The organism is Microbacterium hibisci, from assembly GCF_015278255.1.
Lineage (GTDB): Bacteria > Actinomycetota > Actinomycetes > Actinomycetales > Microbacteriaceae > Microbacterium > Microbacterium hibisci.
In genome coordinates this window covers 228952-248706 of the sequence record NZ_JADIJC010000005.1, presented here as the reverse complement: position 1 = coordinate 248706, position 19755 = coordinate 228952, and the positions used below count along the sequence as shown (strand labels likewise).

Below are 19755 nucleotides of genomic sequence, written 5' to 3'. Positions count from 1 at the left end.
CACATGACCACCAACGCACCGATCCTCGTCCTCATGGGACCGTCGGGCACCGGCAAGTCGACGGTCGGCGCCATGCTGTCGGGGCGGCTGGGCTGGGCCTTCCAGGAGGGCGACGACCTCCACCCCGCCGCGAACGTCGAGAAGATGCGCCGGGGGCACGCCCTCACCGACGACGACCGCATCCCGTGGCTGCGGCTCATCGCCGAGTGGATCGACGAGCGTCGCGCGGCGGGAGAGCCGGGGATCGTGACCTGCTCGGCGCTCAAGCGCTCGTACCGCGACATCCTGCGCCGAGAGAACGTCACCTTCGTGAACTTCACGGGCGACCCAGCGGTCGTCTTCGAGCGCATGATGCGGCGCCAGGGCCACTTCATGCCGCCCGCGCTGCTGGACTCGCAGTTCGCCACGCTCGAGGCTCCCGGCCCCGACGAGCGGGCGCTCGACGTCGACCTCGCGCTGGCTCCCGACCAGCAGGCCGATGTCATCGCGTCGGAACTCGGACTCGAAAGCCGCTGACGCCTAGCCGGTCCGTCCGAATCGGCCCGGCTAGGCTCGTTGCATCAGCCGCGAGCCGGCGCGCCCCGGGCCCCCAGCTCACATCCGACCGCGTCCCGGCGTGAGCACCCGGCCATGCCGTGTAACACGAACGCGCCAGACTCTAGGCTGAAAGCGACGATTCAACCTCAGGAGCACGTGTGTCCTCGAACGACCCGACAGTGACCGACAGCCCGGCCCAGACCAACATCTCGACGGATCAGGACCAGGCTCCTGACGAGGCGACGACGGCGCATGAGGCCGCACCGGCGCCGGAGGACGTCGAGCGTCCCACCCCCGAACCCGAGGGACCGGAGTCGGCGGCCGCCGCGACGGCGAACATCGGCGTCGTGGGCCTCGCGGTGATGGGGTCCAACCTCGCCCGCAACCTCGCCTCGCGCGAGGGCAACACCGTGGCGGTGTACAACCGCAGCCGGTCGAAGACCGACGAGCTGACCGAGGCCCACCCCGAAGCCGAGTTCGTGCCGGCGTTCACGTACGAGGAGTTCGCGGCGTCGCTCACGAAGCCCCGCACCGCCGTGATCATGGTCAAGGCCGGCCGCCCCACCGACGCCGTCATCGACTCGCTCATCGAAGTGTTCGAGCCGGGCGACATCATCGTCGACGGCGGCAACGCGCTGTTCACCGACACCATCCGCCGCGAGAAGGCGGTCCGCGAGACCGGCATCAACTTCGTCGGCGCCGGCATCTCGGGCGGCGAGGAGGGCGCGCTGAACGGGCCGTCGATCATGCCCGGCGGCTCTGACGAGTCGTGGGTCACGCTGGGCCCGATCCTCAAGTCGATCGCCGCGGTCGCGGAGGGCGAGCCGTGCGTCACCCACGTCGGTCATGACGGCGCCGGCCACTTCGTCAAGATGGTGCACAACGGCATCGAGTATGCCGACATGCAGCTCATCGCCGAGGCCTACGACCTCATCCGCCGCGGTACGGGCAAGTCCCCCGCCGAGATCGCCGAGGTCTTCGCCGAGTGGAACCGCGGCGAGCTCGAGTCCTACCTCATCGAGATCACCGCCGAGGTGCTCCGCCAGGTCGACGCCGAGACCGGCAAGCCGCTGGTGGACGTCATCCTCGACCAGGCCGGCGCCAAGGGCACCGGCGCCTGGACCGTGCAGACCGCGCTGTCGCTCGGCGTGCCGGTGTCGGGCATCGCGGAGGCCACCTTCGCGCGCTCGCTGTCGTCGCACCCCGAGCAGCGCGAGGTCTCGCGCGACCTCCCCGGTCCCTCGGAGGGCCTGCAGGTCGACGACGCCGACGCGTTCATCGAGGATGTGCGCCTCGCGCTCTACGCCTCGAAGATCGTCGCCTACTCGCAGGGCTTCGACGAGATCCGCGCCGGCGCCGCCGAATACGACTGGACCATCGACCTCGGTGCCGTCTCGAAGATCTGGCGTGCCGGCTGCATCATCCGCGCGCAGTTCCTCAACCGCATCGCCGAGGCGTACGACGCGCAGCCCGAACTGCCGGTGCTGCTGACCGCGCCGTACTTCGTCGAGGCGCTCGGCCGTGCCCAGGGCGCGTGGCGACGGATCGTGTCGGCCGCCGCCGGCTCGGGCATCCCCGCCCCCGCGTTCTCGTCGTCGCTGTCGTACTACGACGGGCTCCGCGCCGAGCGCCTGCCCGCCGCCCTCATCCAGGGCCAGCGCGACTTCTTCGGAGCGCACACCTACAAGCGCATCGACAAGGAAGGCACCTTCCACACCCTGTGGTCGGGCGACCGCACCGAGATCGAGGCCGAAGACACGCACTGACGCGTCGCACACGTCCGAAGGCGGGATCCCCTCAGGGGACCCCGCCTTCGGCGTCTCGTGGCGCCGATCACCTCGGCCCCGCCCTGCCCGTCCGAGACCCCGGCAGCCTGCTCGGGCGCGCGCGATCAGGCGGCCTGGCCGTCCGACCCGGGCTTGACGTTGTGGTTGCGGCAGAACACGTTGCCGGGATCCCACTCGCGCTTGACTGCGGCGAGGCGCGCCATCGTCGCCGGCGGATACATCCGCTCGGCGAACTCGGCCTCGGTGGTGACCGAGAAGTTGCCGTAGACGCCGCAGCCCTTCGCCTCGATCGCCTCCCAGGCGTCGACAGCCGCGGCACGCGACTGATCGTCGAGCATGCCCGGCACATCGAACGCGCCGGCCATCGCGAACCACGTCGCGGCGCGGCCCGGGAAGGCGGAATCCTCCTGCGCGACGTCGCCGTACGCCCCGCCGAGCGACCGCAGGAACGCGACCGACGCCGGGTGCTGCTCCCGGAACGTCACGAGCCGGTCGATCGCGTCGTCGTCGAGCGCCGTCAGCAGCGCGTTGCCTCCCACGAAGCCGGGCATCGGCTGCTCGGGGTCGAATTCCGGCGCCTCGAGCAGCACATCGGGGTACTCCTGCACGCCGAACTCGCGCTCGGACACTCCGGGAGCACCCGCCAGCGGGGCGAGGGCCCGCCGCGCCGCCTCTTCGTCGGTGCCGATCCACACCGCGGTGATCGACGCGCCCGCGGGGGCGCTCGGGTCCATCGCCGGCACGTCCATGTAGGTGACGGTGAGATCGCGGGGAGCATCGGCCATCAGATCGCGCAGCGCACGGAGGATCGGGCGGGCGTCGCCGTCGATCCCGTACACGGCATGCACGACGCCGTCGAGGGGATGCGCCTCGAAGTCGAATCGCGTCACGACGCCGAAATTGCCCCCGCCGCCCCGCAGCGCCCACAGCAGCTCCGGGTGCGAGGCATCCGTGGCCTCCACCACCTCGCCGCGCGCCGTGACGAGCTGGGCTCCCACGAGCTGGTCGGCCGCGAGCCCCCACGCCCGGACCATCCATCCGATGCCGCCGCCGAGCGTCAGGCCGCCGACGCCCACGGAGGCCGTGTCGCCGGAGCTGATGCCCAGCCCTCGTTCGGCGAGCGCGTGGGCGACCGCGCCCCACTGTGCTCCCCCGCCGATGCGAATGCGGGTGCCGTCGACCTCGATGTCGTCGAGGGCGGAGATGTCGAGGGTGAGGCCGCCGGGCACGCCGCCCCAGGCGCTGTGCCCGCCGCCGCGGATCATAACGTCGAGATGCTCGGCCGAGGCGTAGCGCAGGGCGCCGCGCACGTCGTCGACCGTCGCCGCGCGGATGACGGCGGCCGGGGTTCCGATGCCGGAGTGGAAGCGGCGGGCGGATTCCCACTCGGGATCGCCCGGACGGATGACGGTGCCGACGGCACCGCCGCTGAGTTCGTCGTTGCTCATGACGGACACGCTAGGGCGCTCCGCCGACATTGGCGAGGGCGATGTCGCGACCGGCCCGGAAACCGGCGACGACCCGGCGCGGCGCCCATGCCCGAATCCCCGCACCCGCGCCCGGCGCCCGGCGCCCGGCCCGGCGCGCGCCGCCCCGTCGCCGGTGCGGCGTAGGCTCGCGAGGGTGACGAGCATCCTCTACATCGGCGGCACCGGAACCATCAGCGCGGCGTGCGTGCGCCGCTCCATCTCCCTCGGACACCGGGTCGCCGTCCTCAACCGCGGCAGCGCGCGGCGTCCTCTCCCGCCCGAGGTCGAGCTCATCGAGGCCGACATCCGCGACGCCGACGCGGTGCGCGCCGCGATCGGCGACCGCCGCTTCGACGTCGTCGCGGAGTTCCTCGCGTTCACGCCCGAGCACGTCGCGACGGACCTCGACCTGTTCGAGGGGCGCACCGGGCAGTACGTGTTCATCAGCTCGGCATCCGCGTACGAGAAGCCGCCCCGTCGGCTGCCCGTGACGGAGTCCACGCCCCTGCGCAACCCGTTCTGGCAGTACTCGCGCGACAAGATCGCGTGCGAAGACGTGCTGGTCGGCGCCCACCGCGAGCGCGGCCTGCCCGTGACGATCGTCCGGCCGTCGCACACGTACGACGAGCGGATGCTGCCCACCATCGGCCACTGGACCGACATCGCCCGCATGCGGGCTGGCAAGCCGGTGATCGTCCACGGCGACGGCACGAGCCTGTGGACCATCACGCACTCCGACGACTTCGCGGTCGCCTTCACCGGCCTCCTCGGCAATCCCGCAGCCATCGGCGAGGCCTTCACCATCACCGGCACGCACGCGCCGACCTGGAACCAGATCTACGGCTGGCTCGCGGACGCCGCCGGCGTCGCATCGCCCGACCTCGTGCACGTCGCCTCCGACACGATCGCCGCGTTCGAGCCCGAGCTCGGTCCGACGCTCATCGGCGACAAGGCGCACTCGATGGTCTTCGACGTGTCGAAGGTGACCGAGCTCGTGCCGGAGTTCCGCACGACGGTGACGTTCGACGAGGGCGCCCGGCGCATCCTCGCGTACCACGACGCGAACCCCGAGGCCCAGGTGGTGGACGAGGGCCGCGACGCGCTGTTCGATCGCCTCGCGGCCCATGCCCGCTCCGCGGGCTGACGCCCGACGTCAGCGGGTGATGTCGCGCACCGCGCCCTTGTCGAGGCGCAGGCGCCGGTGCGCGCGGCGGGCGACCGCCGAGTCGTGGGTCACGACGATGAGGGTCAGCCCCTCGTCGTTGAGCGACTGCAGCACGCTGAGGATCTCGTCGCGCATCCTCTCGTCGAGGTTGCCGGTCGGCTCGTCGGCGAGGAGCACGCGCGGCCGCTTGACGATCGCCCGCGCGATCGCGACGCGCTGCTGCTGACCGCCCGACAGCTCGCCGGGGCGGTGGTCGGCGCGCTCGGCGAGGCCCACGTGCGTGAGGGCCTCGGTGACCCGCGCGGCCCGCTCCTCCTTCGGCAGCGCCAGCGGCTCGAGCGCCATGTCGACGTTCTCGTGGGCGGTGAGGGTCGGAATCAGGTTGAAACCCTGGAACACGAAGCCGATCTCGTGCGCGCGGATGCGACTCAGCTCCCGGCTGCTCGCGGTCGCGATGTCGATCTCGCCGAGGTGGACCGACCCGGTCGTGGGACGGTCCAGCGCGCCGAGAAGCTGCAGCAGCGTGGACTTGCCGCCGCCGGTCGGCCCCTGGATGGTGACGAAGTCGCCCGCGTCGATCGTGAGGTCCACGCCGGCGAGCGCCTTCACCACGCGGCCCTTCGGCGTATAGGTGCGGGTGACGCCCTCGAGGCGGTAGAGCGCGCGGGGCGCGGCATCCGGTGCCGCTGCGGGCTGGGTGTCGATCATGGTCATGACGTTCTCTCCCGTCGTGGGGTGGGTGGAGGGGGTGGTGGACATCGGATGCCTCAGCCGATCGACCGGAGGGCTTCGGCCGGGCTCAGCCGTGCCGCGCGCCAGCCGCCGAACGCGCCCGCGACGAGGCCGCCGAGCACCGCGATGCCGACGGCGGCGGCGATGACCCACAGCGTGATCGGCGCGGAGAGGACGATGTCGGTGGTGGCCTGAGCCATCGCCGGGCCGAACGCGCCGCCGCGTCCGCCGGGGAACGCACCGCCGTCGCCGCCGGGGAATCCTTCGGTCGAGGGCGTGGTGGAGATCGTCGGCGAGATGAGGTTGATCGCCACGATGCCGGCGAGGCCGATGACGATTCCGACGACGCCGCCGATGATGCCCTGCACCGCCGACTCGCCGGCGACCTGTCCGACCACGCGGCCGTTCGACCACCCGATGGCCTTGAGGGTGCCGAACTCGCGGGTGCGGCGCGAGACCCCTGAGATGGTGAACAGCACCGCGAGCACGAGTGCGACCGCCAGCACGATGACCGAGAGCCACGTGCCGAGGTTGGTGATGAGGGCTGAGGCGCTGGAGAGCGATCCGGAGACCGTCGAAGCGAGGTCGGACTGCGAGCTCACCGTCGCGTCGGGAAGCTCCTCCTGCAGCGCCGCCTGGACCGAGGCGATCGCGGCGGAGGACTCGGCCTGGACGTAGATCGTGGAGAGCACGTCTCCCGCGCCGGAGAGCTCCTGCGCGACGCCGAGCGGGATGTAGACGTTCGAGGCGGTGTCGGCCTCGTCCGAGGTCGAGGCGACGATCCCCACGATCTCGAAGTCCTGGCCGCCGACGTCGAGCGTGTCGCCCACGGCGAGCTCCGCCGTGGTGGCGTAGGTGGCGTCGAGCACCGCGACGTACTCGCCCTCGTCGGAGGTCTCGAGGCCTCGTCCGTCGGTGAGCTCGACCGCGGAGAGCGGGCCGACCGCGTCTGCGGCCGGGTCGATGCCCAGGACGGTGAACGAATCGATGTCGAACGAGCCGCCGCCGAAGCCGCCGCCCTCGCCCTGCTGCGGCGGCTGCCCCTGCACCACGTCGCCCTCGTCGCCCTCGGCCGGCCGCCGCGGCAGCTCGCCCGAGAACGTGGAGTTGGTGAGGCTGAGCGCCCCCGATGCGGCGTCGACGCCGTCGACGCCGGTCACGGTGTCGACGGTGGAAGCCTCCAGCGTGCCCCGCAGGAAGTCGGTCATCAGGCGGGACTGGCTGAGCTCGGTGGTGCCGTCTTCGGCGGTCTCCCCGCCGTCCTCGCCGAACTCGAATCGCGGCCCGCCCCCCTGGCCGGGCTCGGCCTGCGCGCCCGTGACGGTGAGGTCGGTGCCGACGCCGTAGACCGACTCGAGGGCCTGGGCCTGCGCGGCACTCACGCCCGCGGCCAGTGAGTTCACGATCATCACGAGCGCGATCGCGATCGCGAGGCCCGCGGCCACGATGATCGTCTGCTTCTTGCGGCCGGCCAGCTCCCGCCGCAGATAGGTCAGGTACATGGGTCTCCTCCTGGCGGGCGGTGTGCCGGCCGTCGCAGCGACGCTACGAACGGTCGTCATGCACCGCGCCAGGAAGAGCTATGCGGAGCTTATGAGAACGGATGCCGGGAGCCCCGGCATCCGTCCCCCCGTTCGATTCGCGCACTTGGCGGTTCGCGAGCCGCCAGAAGCGCCAAGTGCGCGATTCGAAACGGGAGATGGCCGCGGATTTCACAGCGGGCGCATAGCGCGCTCCATAGGAAGCGCATAGGAAGGCGTCCACAATGGACGCATGACGAACCCCGCCCCGGCCCTGCTGCGTCCCGACGGCTCGAACCTGCGCGTCCTCGTGGTCGACGACGAGCAGATGCTCACCGACCTGCTGTCGATGGCGCTGCGCATGGAGGGCTGGGAGGTCCGCACCGCCGGCTCGGGGTTCGAGGCGCTCCAGGCGGCACGGGAGTTCGAGCCCGACGCCATGGTGCTCGACATCATGATGCCCGATCTCGACGGCATGGCCGTGCTGCAGCGACTGCGGCAGGCCGGCGATGACGTGCCGGTGCTGTTCCTCACCGCGAAGGACGCGGTCACCGACCGCGTCGCCGGACTCACCGCGGGCGGCGACGACTACGTCACCAAGCCCTTCAGCCTCGAAGAGGTCGTGGCGCGGCTGCGCGGGCTGATGCGCCGCGCCGGCACCGCGCACGCCGCGGGCGCCGAGCCGATCCTGCGCGTCGGCGATCTGACGCTCAACGAGGACAGCCACGAAGTCGAGCGCGCCGGCACCGAGATCGAGCTGACCGCCACCGAGTTCGAGCTGCTGCGCTACCTCATGCGCAATCAGCGTCGCGTCGTGTCGAAGGCCCAGATCCTCGACCGCGTCTGGAACTACGACTTCGGCGGACGTTCCAGCGTCGTCGAGCTCTACATCTCGTACCTGCGCAAGAAGATCGACGCCGGCCACGAGCCGCTGATCCACACCGTGCGCGGCGTCGGCTACATGATCAAGGCGCCGCAATGACCGATGGCGCCGCGACCACGGTGAGGGAGACGGATGCCGCAGCCGAGGCATCCGTCTCCTCCGCAACGCCGCCCGAAGAGGAGCGGCTGCCGCGCCGCGCGCCGTGGACCCTGCAGCGCAAGCTCATCGTCACTGTCGTCGGCATCACGTCGTTCATCATGGTGCTCGTCGCCGTCGCCACGAGCGCGATCCTGGGGACGGTGCTCGAGGACGGCCTCGCCCGGGACCTCAGAACGCAGCTCAACCGCACCGCGAGCATGGTGCACGGCTACGTCGTCGCGGGCCTGACCGCGGAGGAGATCCTGGCGGAGCAGCCACTCCCCCCGGGCACGCTGCTGGTGGTCGAGACGCCGCCGCAGCCGCCCACCGCGGCCTACGTCGACGACGACACGTCCGTCGTCGCCCTCACCGAGAAGCAGATCGAAGAGCTCATCGCGAGCATCCCCGAGGAGGGGCCGCTCGTGGTGACGGTCGACGGCGTCGGCACGTTCCGGGTGGAGGGCGAGCAGCTCGGCCCGAACTCGATCATCGTGGTCGGGCTCTCCCGCGACGACGTCGCCGCCACCATCGGCCGCATGCTCACGACCATCGGCCTGCTCACCGCCGGCGGCCTGCTCCTGCTCGCCGTCGCGACGGCGTGGACCATCCGGCGGGGCCTCGCGCCGCTGCGCGCCGTCGCCGACACCGCGGCCCGCGTGTCGACGCTGCGGCTCGATCAGGGCGACGTGTCGATCGCGGAGCGCGTGCCCGTGCGCGAGGCCGATCCGCGCACGGAGGTCGGCCGCGTGGGCGAGGCGCTCAACACGCTGCTCGACCATGTCGACGAGTCGCTCACCGCGAGGCAGCGCAACGAGGAGCGCATGCGCGCCTTCGTCGCCGACGCCAGCCACGAGCTGCGCACCCCGCTGGCGTCGATCCGCGGCTACTCGGAGCTGTCGCTGAAGGCGCTCGACCGAGGCCAGGGCGCGGCGACGCTCGAGACGACCGAGGCGTCGCTCGAGCGCATCCAGGCGCAGTCGCTGCGGATGACCTCGCTCGTCGAGGATCTGCTGCTGCTCGCGCGCCTCGACGAGGGACAGGAGCTGGTGTACGGCACCGTCGACCTGACCCGCCTCGCGATCGACGAGGTCGGCGACGTCACCCCGACCGGCCCCGACCACGAGTGGGTGCTCGAGGTGGGCGACGAGCCCGTGCTCATCGCCGGCGACGCGGGACGACTGCACCAGGTCGCCGCGAACCTGCTCGCCAACGCCCGCACGCACACTCCCGCAGGCACGACGGTGACCGTGAGCGTTGTTCGCGACGGCGACGACGCCGTCCTGCGCGTCCACGATGACGGCCCCGGCATCGATCCCGCGCTGCAGGGCGAGCTGTTCGAGCGCTTCTCGCGCGGCGACCGGTCGCGTGCGCGCCAGACCGGCGGCACCGGCCTCGGCCTCTCGATCGTCCGGGCGATCGTCGACGCCCACGGCGGCGGCATCCGTGTCACGAGCGCCCCCGGCGACACGACGTTCGAGGTGCGCCTCCCCGCTCGTCCCGCCGATCCCGTCGCACCCGCCTGACCCCCGCTCGGCCGCGCCCCACCCCTCTTCCCCGCGAGACGGAAGTGAGGTCCGCCGTCGGGGCGCCGGGGCGGGTGGGATCAGTAGCCGCTGAAGGCGTCGGTCGTGATCGAGCGGGCTCGCTCCAGGGCAGGAGCGAGCTCGGCGATGAGGCCGGCGGGGCCCGAGATGTACGCGTGCCGCGATCCGATGTCGGGCACGACGCGCACGAGGCCGTCGGCGTCGAGGCGCACTCCCTTCGCCCACTGCCAGTGCGGCTGCAGATCGGCGGGCCGGTCGCGCGTGAAGACGACGACCTGCGCGCCGGATGCCTCGATCTCGTCGCGGTACGCCAGCTCCGAGGCATCCGACGCCACGTACACGAGCACGATGTCGCGATCCAGCCCGGCGGCGCGCGCGTGGTTCAGCTGCGACACGAACGGCGTGACGCCGATGCCCGCCGCGACCATGAGGATCGGGGCCGCGTCGCGCTTGGGCAGGAGGAAGTCACCCCACACGCCGGTGATCGCGAGCTCGTCGCCGGGCTGCACCTGAGCGAGCGCCTTCTTGTACGAGCTCTGTGCGGCGGTCGTCTTGCCCTCTTTGAACGCGACCTTGAGCAGCGGCAGCTCCTCGGGCGACGAGGCGATGCTGAACTCGCGGCGCGTGCCGCGGGCGTCGGGGTGGCGGTGCGGCACCTCGAGCTCGAGGTACTGGCCGGGCAGGAAGCCGAGGCGGTCGTGCACGCGGAAGGTGAGCTCCTGCACCGTCGGCGTCGGCTCGTCACGCGCGACGAGGGTGAGCCGCACGGCGGTGCGCACGGCGAAGGCGAAGGCGACGAGGTTGCCGATGAGGAGCGCGCGTTCGAATCCGAGCGACACCGCGCCGAGCGAGATGGGCCACCCGACGAGGACGCCGACGATCGCGGCCACCGTCAGCTGCTGCCACCGGCGCGGGGGCAGCGTCAGCGGCTCCGACAGCATGAAGGCGCCCAGGAACAGGTACGGCCCCGACCACAGGAGCGGACCGAGGATGTCGAGCACTTCGACGGACTGGCCGAGCTGCTGGTACTGGGCGGCGGTGCGGAAGACCGCCACCCCGACGGCGATCACGAGGAACACCGCGATCACGCGCACCTTCTCGGTGCGGATCAGGACGGCGAGGCCCAGGAGGATCACGGGCGCCGCGAGCGCCGGAGTGCCGACCCACCAGGCCGAGGCGCCGAGGTCGGGCCAGGCCAGGCTCAAGAGCGTCAGCGCGGTCGCGCCGACGGCGGCCGGGTTGAAGATGTGGCGCCCGCGCCAGGCGAGCACGTACTTCGACAGCGAGGCGACGGCCGCCGCGATCGCGATGCCGAGAAGGCCCACCAGCTCGTACGTGGGTCGCAGCACGAACAGCAGGATGTGGGCGGTGATGAGCGAGGACTCCAGGCGCCACGGCAGGTGCATGACGCGCTGGGCTGCGGCATCCACCCCCACGCACACGGCCGACAGCACGACGAGCGTCGCGACCAGCTGCAGCGGGTCGGGGCCGACGAGCTGGTTGCCGACCGGGAGGGCGAGGTCGATCAGCGAGAGCAGCAGCGCGATGACGGCCAGCGCGGCGAGCGCCAGGTACACCAGGCGGTACATCGAGACGCGGCCGAGCACCGCGAAGACGCGGTTCCAGACGGCGGTGAGGGTGCCCATCGGGTCAGACCGGCTGCAGGGGCTCGGGGGCGCCGGCGGGCAGGATGACACGGATGCCGTCGCCCGGGCGCACGACGCCGCCTCGCAGCACGACCGACATGACGCCCGCCAGGCGGACCGTGTCGCCCGCGTCGTCGACGTAGACCAGTTCCTTCATGAGACCTTCCGAGATGCCGTTGATCTGCGCGCAGGGGTTCCGGAGTCCGGTGATCTCGACCACCGCGTCGTCGCCGACCTCGAGCCGCGTCCCGCGCGGCAGCGCGAGGAGGTCGACCCCGGCGGTCGTGATGTTCTCGCCGAGCGCGCCAGGGGTCACCTCGTGGCCGCGGGCGGCCACGTCGTCGAAGAGCTCGGCGTGGATGAGGTGCACCTGACGCAGGTTCGGCGTCGTGGGGTCGCGCCGGATGCGGGAGAGGTGCTGCACGGTGGTGCCGGCGTGGGCGTCGCCCTCGACGCCGAGACCGGCGATCAGGGTGATGCTCTCGCGCGTCGGCTTGCTGAAGCGATGCGCGTCGTCGCGGGCGACCGCGACGACGTGTCCGGGGAGGGGCTCGGTCACGCTTCCAGGCTATTCGGTCGCGGGCCGGGCTCGGTTCGCACGCCGCCGGCCGGTCGCGGGCCGGGCTCGGTTCGCACGGGGCCGGTCGGTCGCGGGCCGGGCGCGCTCCGCCCGCCGGCATCCGTTCCCACGAACAGGTCGGCGCCGCACCCCGGCGACCACTCGACCCGGCCGTCCGTGGTCATGCGGACCCACTCGACGCCCCACTCGTGCGCCAGCTGCGCGCCGCCGTCGAAGAACAGGGCCGTGGCGATCGCGTCCGCCGTCATCGCCTCCGGCGCGACCGCCCACGTCGCGGCGATGGTGCGCACCGGCTGCCCCGTCCGGGCGTCGAGCACGTGGTGCAGCGTCTCCCCCGTCGCCGACGGCCAGGCGCGCCGGTTGATCGCGGAGGCGCAGAGCGCGGCATCCGTCACCTCCCACACGCCGATCGCGCGACGGGCATCGTACGGATGCTCCAGCCCGATGCGCTGCGGGCGCCCGCGGACGGCGAGGTCGCCGCTCGCGTCGACGCACACGTCGCCGGTCACGGAAGCCGCGACGATCTCGAGCACGAGGTCGACGAGCCGGCCCTTGCCCAGTGCCCCGACGTCGACGGGGGCAGGCTCGCGGAGCGTGAGACGACCGTCCGCCCAGCCGAGGCGCTCGCGCCAGTCGCCGGGCGCCGCCACGGGCCCGCCCGCACGCAGCGAGTAGTCCGCGCCGTAGCCGAGCGCTTCGAGCGAGGCGCCGACGAACGGGTTCACCGCTCCCGCGGTCGCGTCCGAGACGGCGGCGAACGCGTCGAGCATGGCGACGGCGTCGGCGGGCGCCGGAATCGACCCGCCGTCGCGCGCGAGGGCGCTCACCGCGGAGTCGGCCCGGAATCGCGACCACTCCCGGTCGAAGGCCTCGATCCGCGCCGTCACGGCGTCGCGGACCGGCGCGGGGAGTGGTCGCTCCGTGACGACCCCCCAGCCCGTGCCGATCGCGTCGAAGCGCCACGACGCCGCCGCGGCGATCATGGCCTAGCTCGCGGCTTCGGACTTGATCGTCTCGATCGCGTCGTTGAAGCCCGTGCTGGTGAGCGACGAGCCGGCGACGCGACTGACCTGGATGTCGTCGATGTCCTGCCCCACGACGACATCGGCGATGCCGCCGATGAACTGCCCCTGGTACTGCTCCGACTCGCGCTTCTGCGGGTCTCCCGTCACCTCGACGTCGGTGATCACGTCGTCGGCGAGGGTCACCGTGACGGTGATCTGCTCGACCGACTCGGGCGTGGGGTACGACCCCTCGGCGGTATAGGTGCCGTCGGCGTACGAGCCCGAACCGGCCGAGCCGGAGTCGGTGGACTCGGACGAGCCGGTGTCGGGGGTCGTCGGCTCTTCGGCCTCGGACGCGGTGGGCGCACATCCGGCGAGGAGCGCGATACCGGCGGCGGCGGAGAGGGCCGCGCCGGCGCGGACGGGTCGGGAAGCGAGTGCGGTGCGGATCATGACGGTCCTCCTGGCTCGGGTCTGGCTCGTGTGGGATGGTGCGCGACGCGGGTGCGTCGCCCACGATCCTGTCAACCGGTCCTATGAGCCGCCTTTGAGCGAGCCCGCCGCACGCGATGACGCGCCCCGTGGGCGGAGCACCGCCTTCAGCGCCTCCACCGCCAGGAAGATGCCCGCCGAGACGACGAGCGGCAGGATCCAGGATGCCGCGGGCAGCGGGCGCGACTCGAACAGCACGTTCATGAACGGGACGTAGGTGTAGATGAGCTGCAGCACCACGAGGGCGATCGCCGACCACCAGACCGCGCGGTTGCCGCGCAGCACGTCGAGGGTGAAGCTCGAACGGCTCAGGAAGCGGCAGTTGAACAGGTACGCGAGCTGTCCGAACGCGAGCATGAGCACGGCCTCGGTGCGGGCCACCTCGAGGTCGACGCCGGTCGCCACCACGCCGTAGAAGACGCCCATGGCGGCGCCGCCGATGAGGAGCGAGACCACGAGGATGAACCCCAGCTCGCCGCGGTCGATGATCGGGCCGCCGGTGGCTCGCGGCGGTCTGCGCATGATGCCCCGCTCGGCAGGCTCGTACGCCAGGGCGAGCGACAGCGTGACGGCGGTCACCATGTTGACCCACAGCACCTGCACGCTCGTCAGCGGCAGGGCGAGGCCGAAGACCACCGCCACGAGGATGACGAGCGACTGCGCGCCGTTGGTGGGCAGCAGGAACACGATCGATTTGCGCAGGTTGTCGTAGATGCGCCGGCCCTCGGCGATGGCACTGCGGATGGTCGCGAAGTTGTCGTCGGCGAGGACGAACTCCGCCGCCTCCTTCGTGGCCTCGGTGCCCTTGATGCCCATCGCGATGCCGACGTCCGCGCGCGTCAGCGCGGGGGCGTCGTTGACGCCGTCGCCCGTCATCGCCACGACCTCGCCGTGCGACTGCAGCGCGCGCACGATGCGGATCTTGTGCTCGGGGCTGGTGCGAGCGTAGACGTCGACGTCGCGGACGACCTCTCGCAGCTGCTCCTGGCTGAGCGCCTCGAGCTCGGCCCCCGTGAGCACCTCGGCGTCGGCGCCGGCGAGGCCCATCTCGTGCGCGATCGCGAGCGCCGTGCCGGCGTGGTCGCCCGTGATCATCTTCACGCGGATGCCGGCGGTGTGGCAGTCCGCGATCGCCGCGATGGCCTCGGGCCGGGGCGGGTCGACGATGCCCCACAGCCCGAGGAACTCCAGGTCGACCAGGTCGTCGAGGGCGAACTCGTCGGTGGTGGGCCGCACCGGCTTGCGGGCGGCCGCGAGGACCCGCAGGCCCTGCGCGCTCAGGTGCGCGACGGCGTCCTCCCAGCGCGCGAGGTCGAGCGGCTCGGCCCCGTCGGCGCCGCGCTGGGTGAGCGAGCGCTCGAGCAGCCGGTCGGGGGCGCCCTTGACGAGGATCGCGCGCGAGACCTCGCCCGTGGCTCCGCCGGAGCGGGGACCCTCGTTGAGGGTCGCCATCAGCTTGTTGGCGGAGTCGAAGGGGATGACCGCCACACGGCGCCCGCCCGCGCTGCCCACACCGCCCTTCATGGCCGCGACCTTGAGGGCTCCCTCGGTCGGCTCGCCGACCAGCGACCACGCGCCGTCGTCGCCGCGCACGATGTGCGCGTCGTTGCACAGGGTCGCGATCGCGAGGATCGCCGCGAGGTCGCCCCGGTCGCCGGACGCGGGGGCGGCGCGCTCGGAGCCGGCCGACGCGGGATCCGCCGCGGCGTCGGACGACACGGGAGCGCCCGCCGCAGCGGCCCCGCCGACGAGGACGATGTCGCCCTCCGGCACGTATCCGAGCCCGGAGACGTCGTACTCCGCCAGCGGGGTGACGATGTGGCGCACCGTCATCTCGTTGCGGGTCAGCGTCCCGGTCTTGTCGGAGCACACCGTCGTGACCGAGCCCAGCGCCTCGACCGCCGGAAGCTTCCGCGTGATGGCGTTGTGCCGGGCCATCTGCTGCACGCCGATCGCGAGCGTGATCGTCACGAGGGCGGGCAGACCCTCGGGGATCGCCGCGACGGCGAAGCCGATGGCGGCCGAGATCAGCTCGTCGAACGGCATCCCGTGCAGGAAGCGCCCGATCATCAGCATGACCGCCGCCATCGCCAGGATGACGACGGTGAGCACGCGCCCGAAGCCGTCGAGCTGGCGCGTCAGCGGCGTGGCGAGCGTCTCTGCCTCGTCCGCGAGGCTCTGGATCCGGCCCAGCTCGGTGTCGGACCCGGTCGCCGTCACCACGCCCCGCCCCTGGCCGGCGCTGACGATCGTGCCCGAGAAGGCCATCGACGCGCGGTCGCCGACGCCGGCGTCGGTCGCGACGGGGTCGATCCGCTTCGACGACGGCACCGACTCGCCCGTGAGCGCGGCCTCGTCGACGCGCAGCTGGAACGCCTGCAGCAGCCGGAGGTCTGCCGGCACCTTGTCGCCCGGCATGAGCCGCACGACGTCGCCGGGCACCAGATCCGCGGCCGGCACGGTGACCCACCCGCCGTCGCGGCGTGCGCTCGCATCGGCCGACAGCATCCCGCGGATGCCGGCGAGCGCCTTCTCGGCACGGCCCTCCTGGATGTAGCCGATCACCGCGTTGATGATCGCGACGACCATGATGACCCAGAAGTCGAGCCAGTCGCCCATCAGAGCCTTGATCACGGCGGCACCGAGCAGGATGTAGATCAGCGTGTCGTTGAAGTGCGAGAGGAAGCGCACGATCGCCGGCTTGCGCGCCGGCTCGGGGAGCCGGTTGGGACCGGCGATCTCGAGGCGCACGGCCGCGTCGTCGGCGCGCAGCCCGGCCGCGTCGGCCTCGAGGTGCGCCAGCACATCGTCAGCCGGCAGCGCCCACGGACGGGCGACGGTGAGGCGGGCTTCGGTCAGTGGTGCGGAATCGAGCGGCTGCGTCATGGATGCCTCGTCCTTCCGTCGCCGCCGCGGAGCCGGTGCTCAGCCCGTCGGCGTCAGGCGGCCCCGTCGAACATGCTGGTGACGGAGCCGTCCTCGAACACTTCGTGGATCGCACGTGCGAGCAGGGGTGCGATAGGCAGAATCGTAAGGGTCGAGAAGCGCTTCTCGGGAGGAATCGGCACGGTGTCGGTCACGACGACCTCGTCGATCGCCGGACTCTGCAGGCGCTGCGCGGCCGGGTCGCTGAAGATCGCGTGCGTCGCGGCGACGATGACCTTGACGGCACCGTTGGCCTTGAGCGCCTCGGCGGCCTTGACGATGGTCCCGCCGGTGTCGATCATGTCGTCGACGAGGAGGCACACCCGGCCGTCGACCGCTCCGACGATCTCGTTCACCGTGACCTGGTTGGCGACGTTCGGGTCGCGGCGCTTGTGGATGATCGCGAGCGGCGCGCCCAGGCTGTCGGACCACTGGTCGGCGACACGCACCCGGCCGGTGTCGGGCGAGACCACGGTGAGGCGCTCACGGTCATCGTCGCTGAGCGTCTTCTCGAAGTACTCCAGCAGCACCGGCTTGGCGAAGAGGTGGTCGACGGGGCCGTCGAAGAAGCCCTGGATCTGCGCGGCGTGGAGGTCGACGCTCATCACGCGGTCGGCGCCGGCGGTCTTGAACAGGTCGGCGACCAGACGGGCGCTGATCGGCTCGCGGCCGCGACCCTTCTTGTCCTGCCGCGAGTACGGGAAGTAGGGCGCCACGACGGTGATCCGCTTCGCCGACGCACGCTTGGCGGCGTCGAGCATGATGAGGGTTTCCATCATCCACTCGTTGACGGGCGGGCCGAAGCTCTGGATGAGGAACAGGTCGCAGCCGCGGATCGACACCTCGAAGCGGGTGAGGATCTCCCCCGATGCGAAGGTGCGGTACTCGGTGGGGACGAGTTCGGTGCTCAGCTGCTCGGCGACCTGCGCCGCGAGCTCGGGGTGCGAGCTGCCCCGGGCGACGACGAGACGCTTCTTCGTCTTGGCGACGAGTCCGGGGGCGATGTCGTTCGCCCGGTCGAGTTCAACGGTCTTCTTCTTGCGCCCCATCGTCCGCCTTCTGTGCGCTGCGGGCCTTGGCTGCGACATCCGCCGCCCCGGTTCCCGGCCTGTTCTTCTCGACCCACCCCTCGACGTTGCGCTGAGGAGCGACGCTGAGTGCCAGGGCACCGGCGGGCACATCCTTGCGGATGACCGCCCCGGCCCCGGTCTTCGCGCCGTCTCCGATCCTAACGGGCGCCACGAAGACGTTGTGCGAGCCGGAGTGCACCTCGTCGCCGATCTCGGTGCGGTGCTTGGCGAGGTCGTCGTAGTTGGCGGTGATGGCACCGGCGCCGAGGTTCACGTGGCGGCCGATCGTGGTGTCGCCGATGTACGACAGGTGCGGCACCTTGCTGCCCTCGCCGATCGTGGAGTTCTTCGTCTCGACGAAGGTGCCGATCTTGCCCTTGTCGCCGAGATAGGTGCCCGGGCGCAGGTAGGCGAACGGACCGACGGTCGCGCCCGCCCCGATGACCGCGAGGGTCGCGTCGGTGCGGGTGACGGTGGCGTCCTCCCCCACCTCGCAGGTGACCAGACTCGTGTCGGGACCGACGATGGCCCCCGACCTGATGACGGTGGCGCGCAGGATGTGCGTGTTGGGCAGCACCGTCACATCCGGTGCGAGCTTGGCGTCGACGTCGATCCACGTCGTGGCGGGATCGAGGATCGTCACGCCCTCGAGCTGCCACCGGCGCACGGTGCGCGCGTTGAGGATGCGGGCCGCCTCGGCCAGCTGCACCCTGTCGTTGACGCCCAGGGCGGCCGCGGCATCCGGAGCCGACTGCGCCGCGACGGCCAGCCCGTCGCCGCGCAGCAGCGCGACCACGTCGGTGAGGTACTTCTCGCCCTGCGCGTTGGCGGTGCCGACGAGCGCCAGCTCGGTGCGCAGCGCGGTCGCCTGGAAGACGTAGACCCCGGCGTTGATCTCGGTGACGGATGCCTCGTCCGCCGTCGCGTCCTTCTGCTCGACGATGCGCGACACGGTGCCGTCCGCGTCGCGGATCACGCGGCCGTAGCCGCTGGCGTCGGCGAGCGACGCGCTGAGCACCGTCGCGGCCACGGCGCGGTCACGGTGGGTGGCGACGAGCGTCGCGAGCGTGTCGGCCTCGAGGAGCGGAACGTCGCCGCTGAGCACGAGCACGTCGCCGGTGAAGTCGCCGAGGGCGTCGAGGGCGACCTCCACGGCGCGGCCGGTGCCGGGGATCTCGTCCTGGTCGACGACAACCGCACCGGGAAGGGCTTCGACGACCGCCGCGGCGACGAGGTCGCGCTCGTGGCGCACCACCACCACGACACGCTCCGGCTCGAGCGCGAGGGCCGTGTCGAGCACGTGCCCGACGAGCGGGCGCCCGCCGATGTGGTGCAGCACCTTGGGCAGGGACGACTTCATGCGTGTTCCCTGGCCGGCGGCGAGGACGATGACGGCCAGGGCGTTGTCGCGGGGGGTGTCGCTCATGCTCCGCCGCCAGGACTCGAACCTAGACCTCACAGCTCCAAAGGCTGTCGTGCTGCCATTACACCACGGCGGACCGCGACGCTTCGGGGTGCCGGGCGCCGCCCGACAAGTCTGCCAGATGCCCTGTGCGCGCCCGGCCGCCACGGGTGCGGCATCCGTCTCCGTCGGCACCCGATGTCGGCGCAGCGCGGGGTGCGGCACCGGTCTCGGGATAATGGGGGGATGACGGCGCAGAGCGACGAGGTCGACCGCATCGTCGAGGCGTGGACCACCCAGCGCCCCGACCTCGACTTCTCGCCTCTCGGCGTGCTGTCGCGGGTCGACCGGCTGTCGCGGCACCTCGACCGCGCGCGCCGCGACGCGTTCAAGCGCAGCGAGCTGGAGCCGTGGGAGTGGGACGTGCTGTCGGCCCTGCGGCGCGCGGGCGAGCCGTTCCAGCTCAGCCCCAAGCAGCTGCTGCTGCAGACGCTGGTGTCGAGCGGCACCATGACCAACCGCATCGACCGCCTGGTCGGCCGCCGGCTGGTGCGCCGCGAAGCCGACCCCGACGACGGCCGCAGCGTGCTGGTGACGCTCACCGACGAGGGCCGGATCCGGGTGGATGCTGCGATCACGCGCCTCGTCGACGCAGAGGCGCTCCTGCTCGACAGCCTGTCGCGCGCCGATCGCGAGCGCCTCGCCGCGCTGCTGCGCAAGCTCAGTCTGGGGTTCGACGCCGCCGACTGAAGCGCTCCCGGTGCGCCTCGCGACGCGGGAATCCGCCCTTTCGCGATTCTCGACGCTCGAGAACCGCGAAAGGGCGGATATACGCGCGGCGGGGACCGCCGGGCGGTGAGG

Annotated in this window: 16 protein-coding genes and 1 tRNA gene; 6 read left to right on the top strand and 11 right to left on the bottom strand. The window is 72.0% G+C overall.

The window, feature by feature from the left end:
• Positions 1 to 3: 3 nt before the first annotated feature.
• Both IM770_RS11525 and gnd read left to right on the top strand, forming a co-directional pair.
• The gene (locus IM770_RS11525) at positions 4 to 516 is read left to right on the top strand and encodes a gluconokinase (RefSeq protein WP_203581278.1); all 513 of its coding nucleotides are present in this window, start codon (positions 4 to 6) and stop codon (positions 514 to 516) included.
• A gap of 359 nt (positions 517 to 875) precedes the next feature.
• A complete protein-coding gene (gene gnd / locus IM770_RS11520) occupies positions 876 to 2303 on the top strand; it encodes an NADP-dependent phosphogluconate dehydrogenase (protein WP_372430672.1) in 1428 nt (475 codons plus the stop codon).
• 125 nt (positions 2304 to 2428) lie between these two features.
• Here gnd and IM770_RS11515 read toward each other — a convergent pair whose 3' ends face one another.
• Positions 2429 to 3772, bottom strand: a complete 1344-nt coding sequence (locus IM770_RS11515) for an FAD-binding oxidoreductase (RefSeq protein ID WP_203581277.1) — start codon at positions 3770 to 3772, stop codon at positions 2429 to 2431.
• Positions 3773 to 3947: 175 nt separating this feature from the next.
• Between IM770_RS11515 and IM770_RS11510 the strand changes: the two genes are divergently transcribed.
• On the top strand, positions 3948 to 4937 hold the full coding sequence (locus IM770_RS11510; RefSeq protein WP_203581276.1) for an SDR family oxidoreductase: 990 nt from the start codon (positions 3948 to 3950) through the stop codon (positions 4935 to 4937).
• 9 nt (positions 4938 to 4946) lie between these two features.
• Here the strand turns inward: IM770_RS11510 and IM770_RS11505 are convergent, their stop codons facing one another.
• Both IM770_RS11505 and IM770_RS11500 read right to left on the bottom strand, forming a co-directional pair.
• Positions 4947 to 5672 carry an ABC transporter ATP-binding protein gene (locus IM770_RS11505; RefSeq protein WP_203581387.1) on the bottom strand — a complete coding sequence of 242 codons (726 nt, stop codon included), beginning with the start codon at positions 5670 to 5672 and terminating at the stop codon, positions 4947 to 4949.
• A gap of 53 nt (positions 5673 to 5725) precedes the next feature.
• Positions 5726 to 7192, bottom strand: a complete 1467-nt coding sequence (locus IM770_RS11500) for an ABC transporter permease (RefSeq protein WP_203581275.1) — start codon at positions 7190 to 7192, stop codon at positions 5726 to 5728.
• Positions 7193 to 7463: 271 nt separating this feature from the next.
• On the opposite strand from IM770_RS11500, the gene IM770_RS11495 reads away from it, so the two are divergent.
• Positions 7464 to 8192: a response regulator transcription factor gene (locus IM770_RS11495; RefSeq protein WP_275403152.1), complete on the top strand. Its 729-nt coding sequence runs from the start codon at positions 7464 to 7466 to the stop codon at positions 8190 to 8192.
• Complete coding sequence (locus IM770_RS11490) at positions 8189 to 9754, top strand: sensor histidine kinase (RefSeq protein ID WP_203581274.1); 1566 nt, start codon at positions 8189 to 8191, stop codon at positions 9752 to 9754. The genes IM770_RS11495 and IM770_RS11490 overlap by 4 nt, the downstream gene beginning before the upstream one ends.
• Before the next feature lie 80 nt (positions 9755 to 9834).
• On the opposite strand, the gene IM770_RS11485 is transcribed toward IM770_RS11490, so the two are convergent.
• From IM770_RS11485 to IM770_RS11450, 8 genes are all read right to left on the bottom strand, one after another.
• Positions 9835 to 11421, bottom strand: coding sequence for an FAD-dependent oxidoreductase (locus tag IM770_RS11485; RefSeq protein ID WP_203581273.1), 1587 nt, complete (start codon positions 11419 to 11421; stop codon positions 9835 to 9837).
• 4 nt (positions 11422 to 11425) lie between these two features.
• Positions 11426 to 11980, bottom strand: coding sequence for an MOSC domain-containing protein (locus tag IM770_RS11480; RefSeq protein ID WP_203581272.1), 555 nt, complete (start codon positions 11978 to 11980; stop codon positions 11426 to 11428).
• Positions 11977 to 12984 (bottom strand): FAD:protein FMN transferase, encoded by a 1008-nt coding sequence (locus tag IM770_RS11475; RefSeq protein ID WP_203581271.1) that lies wholly within the window; start codon positions 12982 to 12984, stop codon positions 11977 to 11979. The genes IM770_RS11480 and IM770_RS11475 overlap by 4 nt, the downstream gene beginning before the upstream one ends.
• A gap of 3 nt (positions 12985 to 12987) precedes the next feature.
• Positions 12988 to 13458 carry an FMN-binding protein gene (locus IM770_RS11470; protein ID WP_203581270.1) on the bottom strand — a complete coding sequence of 157 codons (471 nt, stop codon included), beginning with the start codon at positions 13456 to 13458 and terminating at the stop codon, positions 12988 to 12990.
• Positions 13459 to 13539: 81 nt separating this feature from the next.
• On the bottom strand, positions 13540 to 16383 hold the full coding sequence (locus IM770_RS11465) for a cation-translocating P-type ATPase (RefSeq protein WP_203581269.1): 2844 nt from the start codon (positions 16381 to 16383) through the stop codon (positions 13540 to 13542).
• Between the two features lie 53 nt (positions 16384 to 16436).
• Positions 16437 to 17471: a ribose-phosphate diphosphokinase gene (locus IM770_RS11460; RefSeq protein ID WP_203581268.1), complete on the bottom strand. Its 1035-nt coding sequence runs from the start codon at positions 17469 to 17471 to the stop codon at positions 16437 to 16439.
• Positions 17446 to 18918: a bifunctional UDP-N-acetylglucosamine diphosphorylase/glucosamine-1-phosphate N-acetyltransferase GlmU gene (gene glmU / locus IM770_RS11455; RefSeq protein WP_203581267.1), complete on the bottom strand. Its 1473-nt coding sequence runs from the start codon at positions 18916 to 18918 to the stop codon at positions 17446 to 17448. The genes IM770_RS11460 and glmU overlap by 26 nt, the downstream gene beginning before the upstream one ends.
• A gap of 1 nt (position 18919) precedes the next feature.
• A tRNA-Gln gene (locus IM770_RS11450) sits at positions 18920 to 18991 on the bottom strand.
• Between the two features lie 149 nt (positions 18992 to 19140).
• Between IM770_RS11450 and IM770_RS11445 the strand changes: the two genes are divergently transcribed.
• Positions 19141 to 19644: a MarR family winged helix-turn-helix transcriptional regulator gene (locus IM770_RS11445; protein WP_203581266.1), complete on the top strand. Its 504-nt coding sequence runs from the start codon at positions 19141 to 19143 to the stop codon at positions 19642 to 19644.
• Positions 19645 to 19755 lie beyond the last annotated feature (111 nt).

Coding starts and splice junctions, on each gene's coding strand:
- IM770_RS11445 (WP_203581266.1), top strand. CDS start 19,141: ATGACGGCGCAGAGCGACGAGGTCGACCGCATCGTCGAGGCGTGGACC.
- IM770_RS11460 (WP_203581268.1), bottom strand. CDS start 17,471: ATGGGGCGCAAGAAGAAGACCGTTGAACTCGACCGGGCGAACGACATC.
- IM770_RS11490 (WP_203581274.1), top strand. CDS start 8,189: ATGACCGATGGCGCCGCGACCACGGTGAGGGAGACGGATGCCGCAGCC.
- glmU (WP_203581267.1), bottom strand. CDS start 18,918: ATGAGCGACACCCCCCGCGACAACGCCCTGGCCGTCATCGTCCTCGCC.
- IM770_RS11505 (WP_203581387.1), bottom strand. CDS start 5,672: ATGACCATGATCGACACCCAGCCCGCAGCGGCACCGGATGCCGCGCCC.
- IM770_RS11475 (WP_203581271.1), bottom strand. CDS start 12,984: ATGATCGCCGCGGCGGCGTCGTGGCGCTTCGACGCGATCGGCACGGGC.
- IM770_RS11525 (WP_203581278.1), top strand. CDS start 4: ATGACCACCAACGCACCGATCCTCGTCCTCATGGGACCGTCGGGCACC.
- IM770_RS11485 (WP_203581273.1), bottom strand. CDS start 11,421: ATGGGCACCCTCACCGCCGTCTGGAACCGCGTCTTCGCGGTGCTCGGC.
- IM770_RS11465 (WP_203581269.1), bottom strand. CDS start 16,383: ATGACGCAGCCGCTCGATTCCGCACCACTGACCGAAGCCCGCCTCACC.
- IM770_RS11495 (WP_275403152.1), top strand. CDS start 7,464: ATGACGAACCCCGCCCCGGCCCTGCTGCGTCCCGACGGCTCGAACCTG.
- IM770_RS11515 (WP_203581277.1), bottom strand. CDS start 3,772: ATGAGCAACGACGAACTCAGCGGCGGTGCCGTCGGCACCGTCATCCGT.
- IM770_RS11470 (WP_203581270.1), bottom strand. CDS start 13,458: ATGATCCGCACCGCACTCGCTTCCCGACCCGTCCGCGCCGGCGCGGCC.
- IM770_RS11500 (WP_203581275.1), bottom strand. CDS start 7,192: ATGTACCTGACCTATCTGCGGCGGGAGCTGGCCGGCCGCAAGAAGCAG.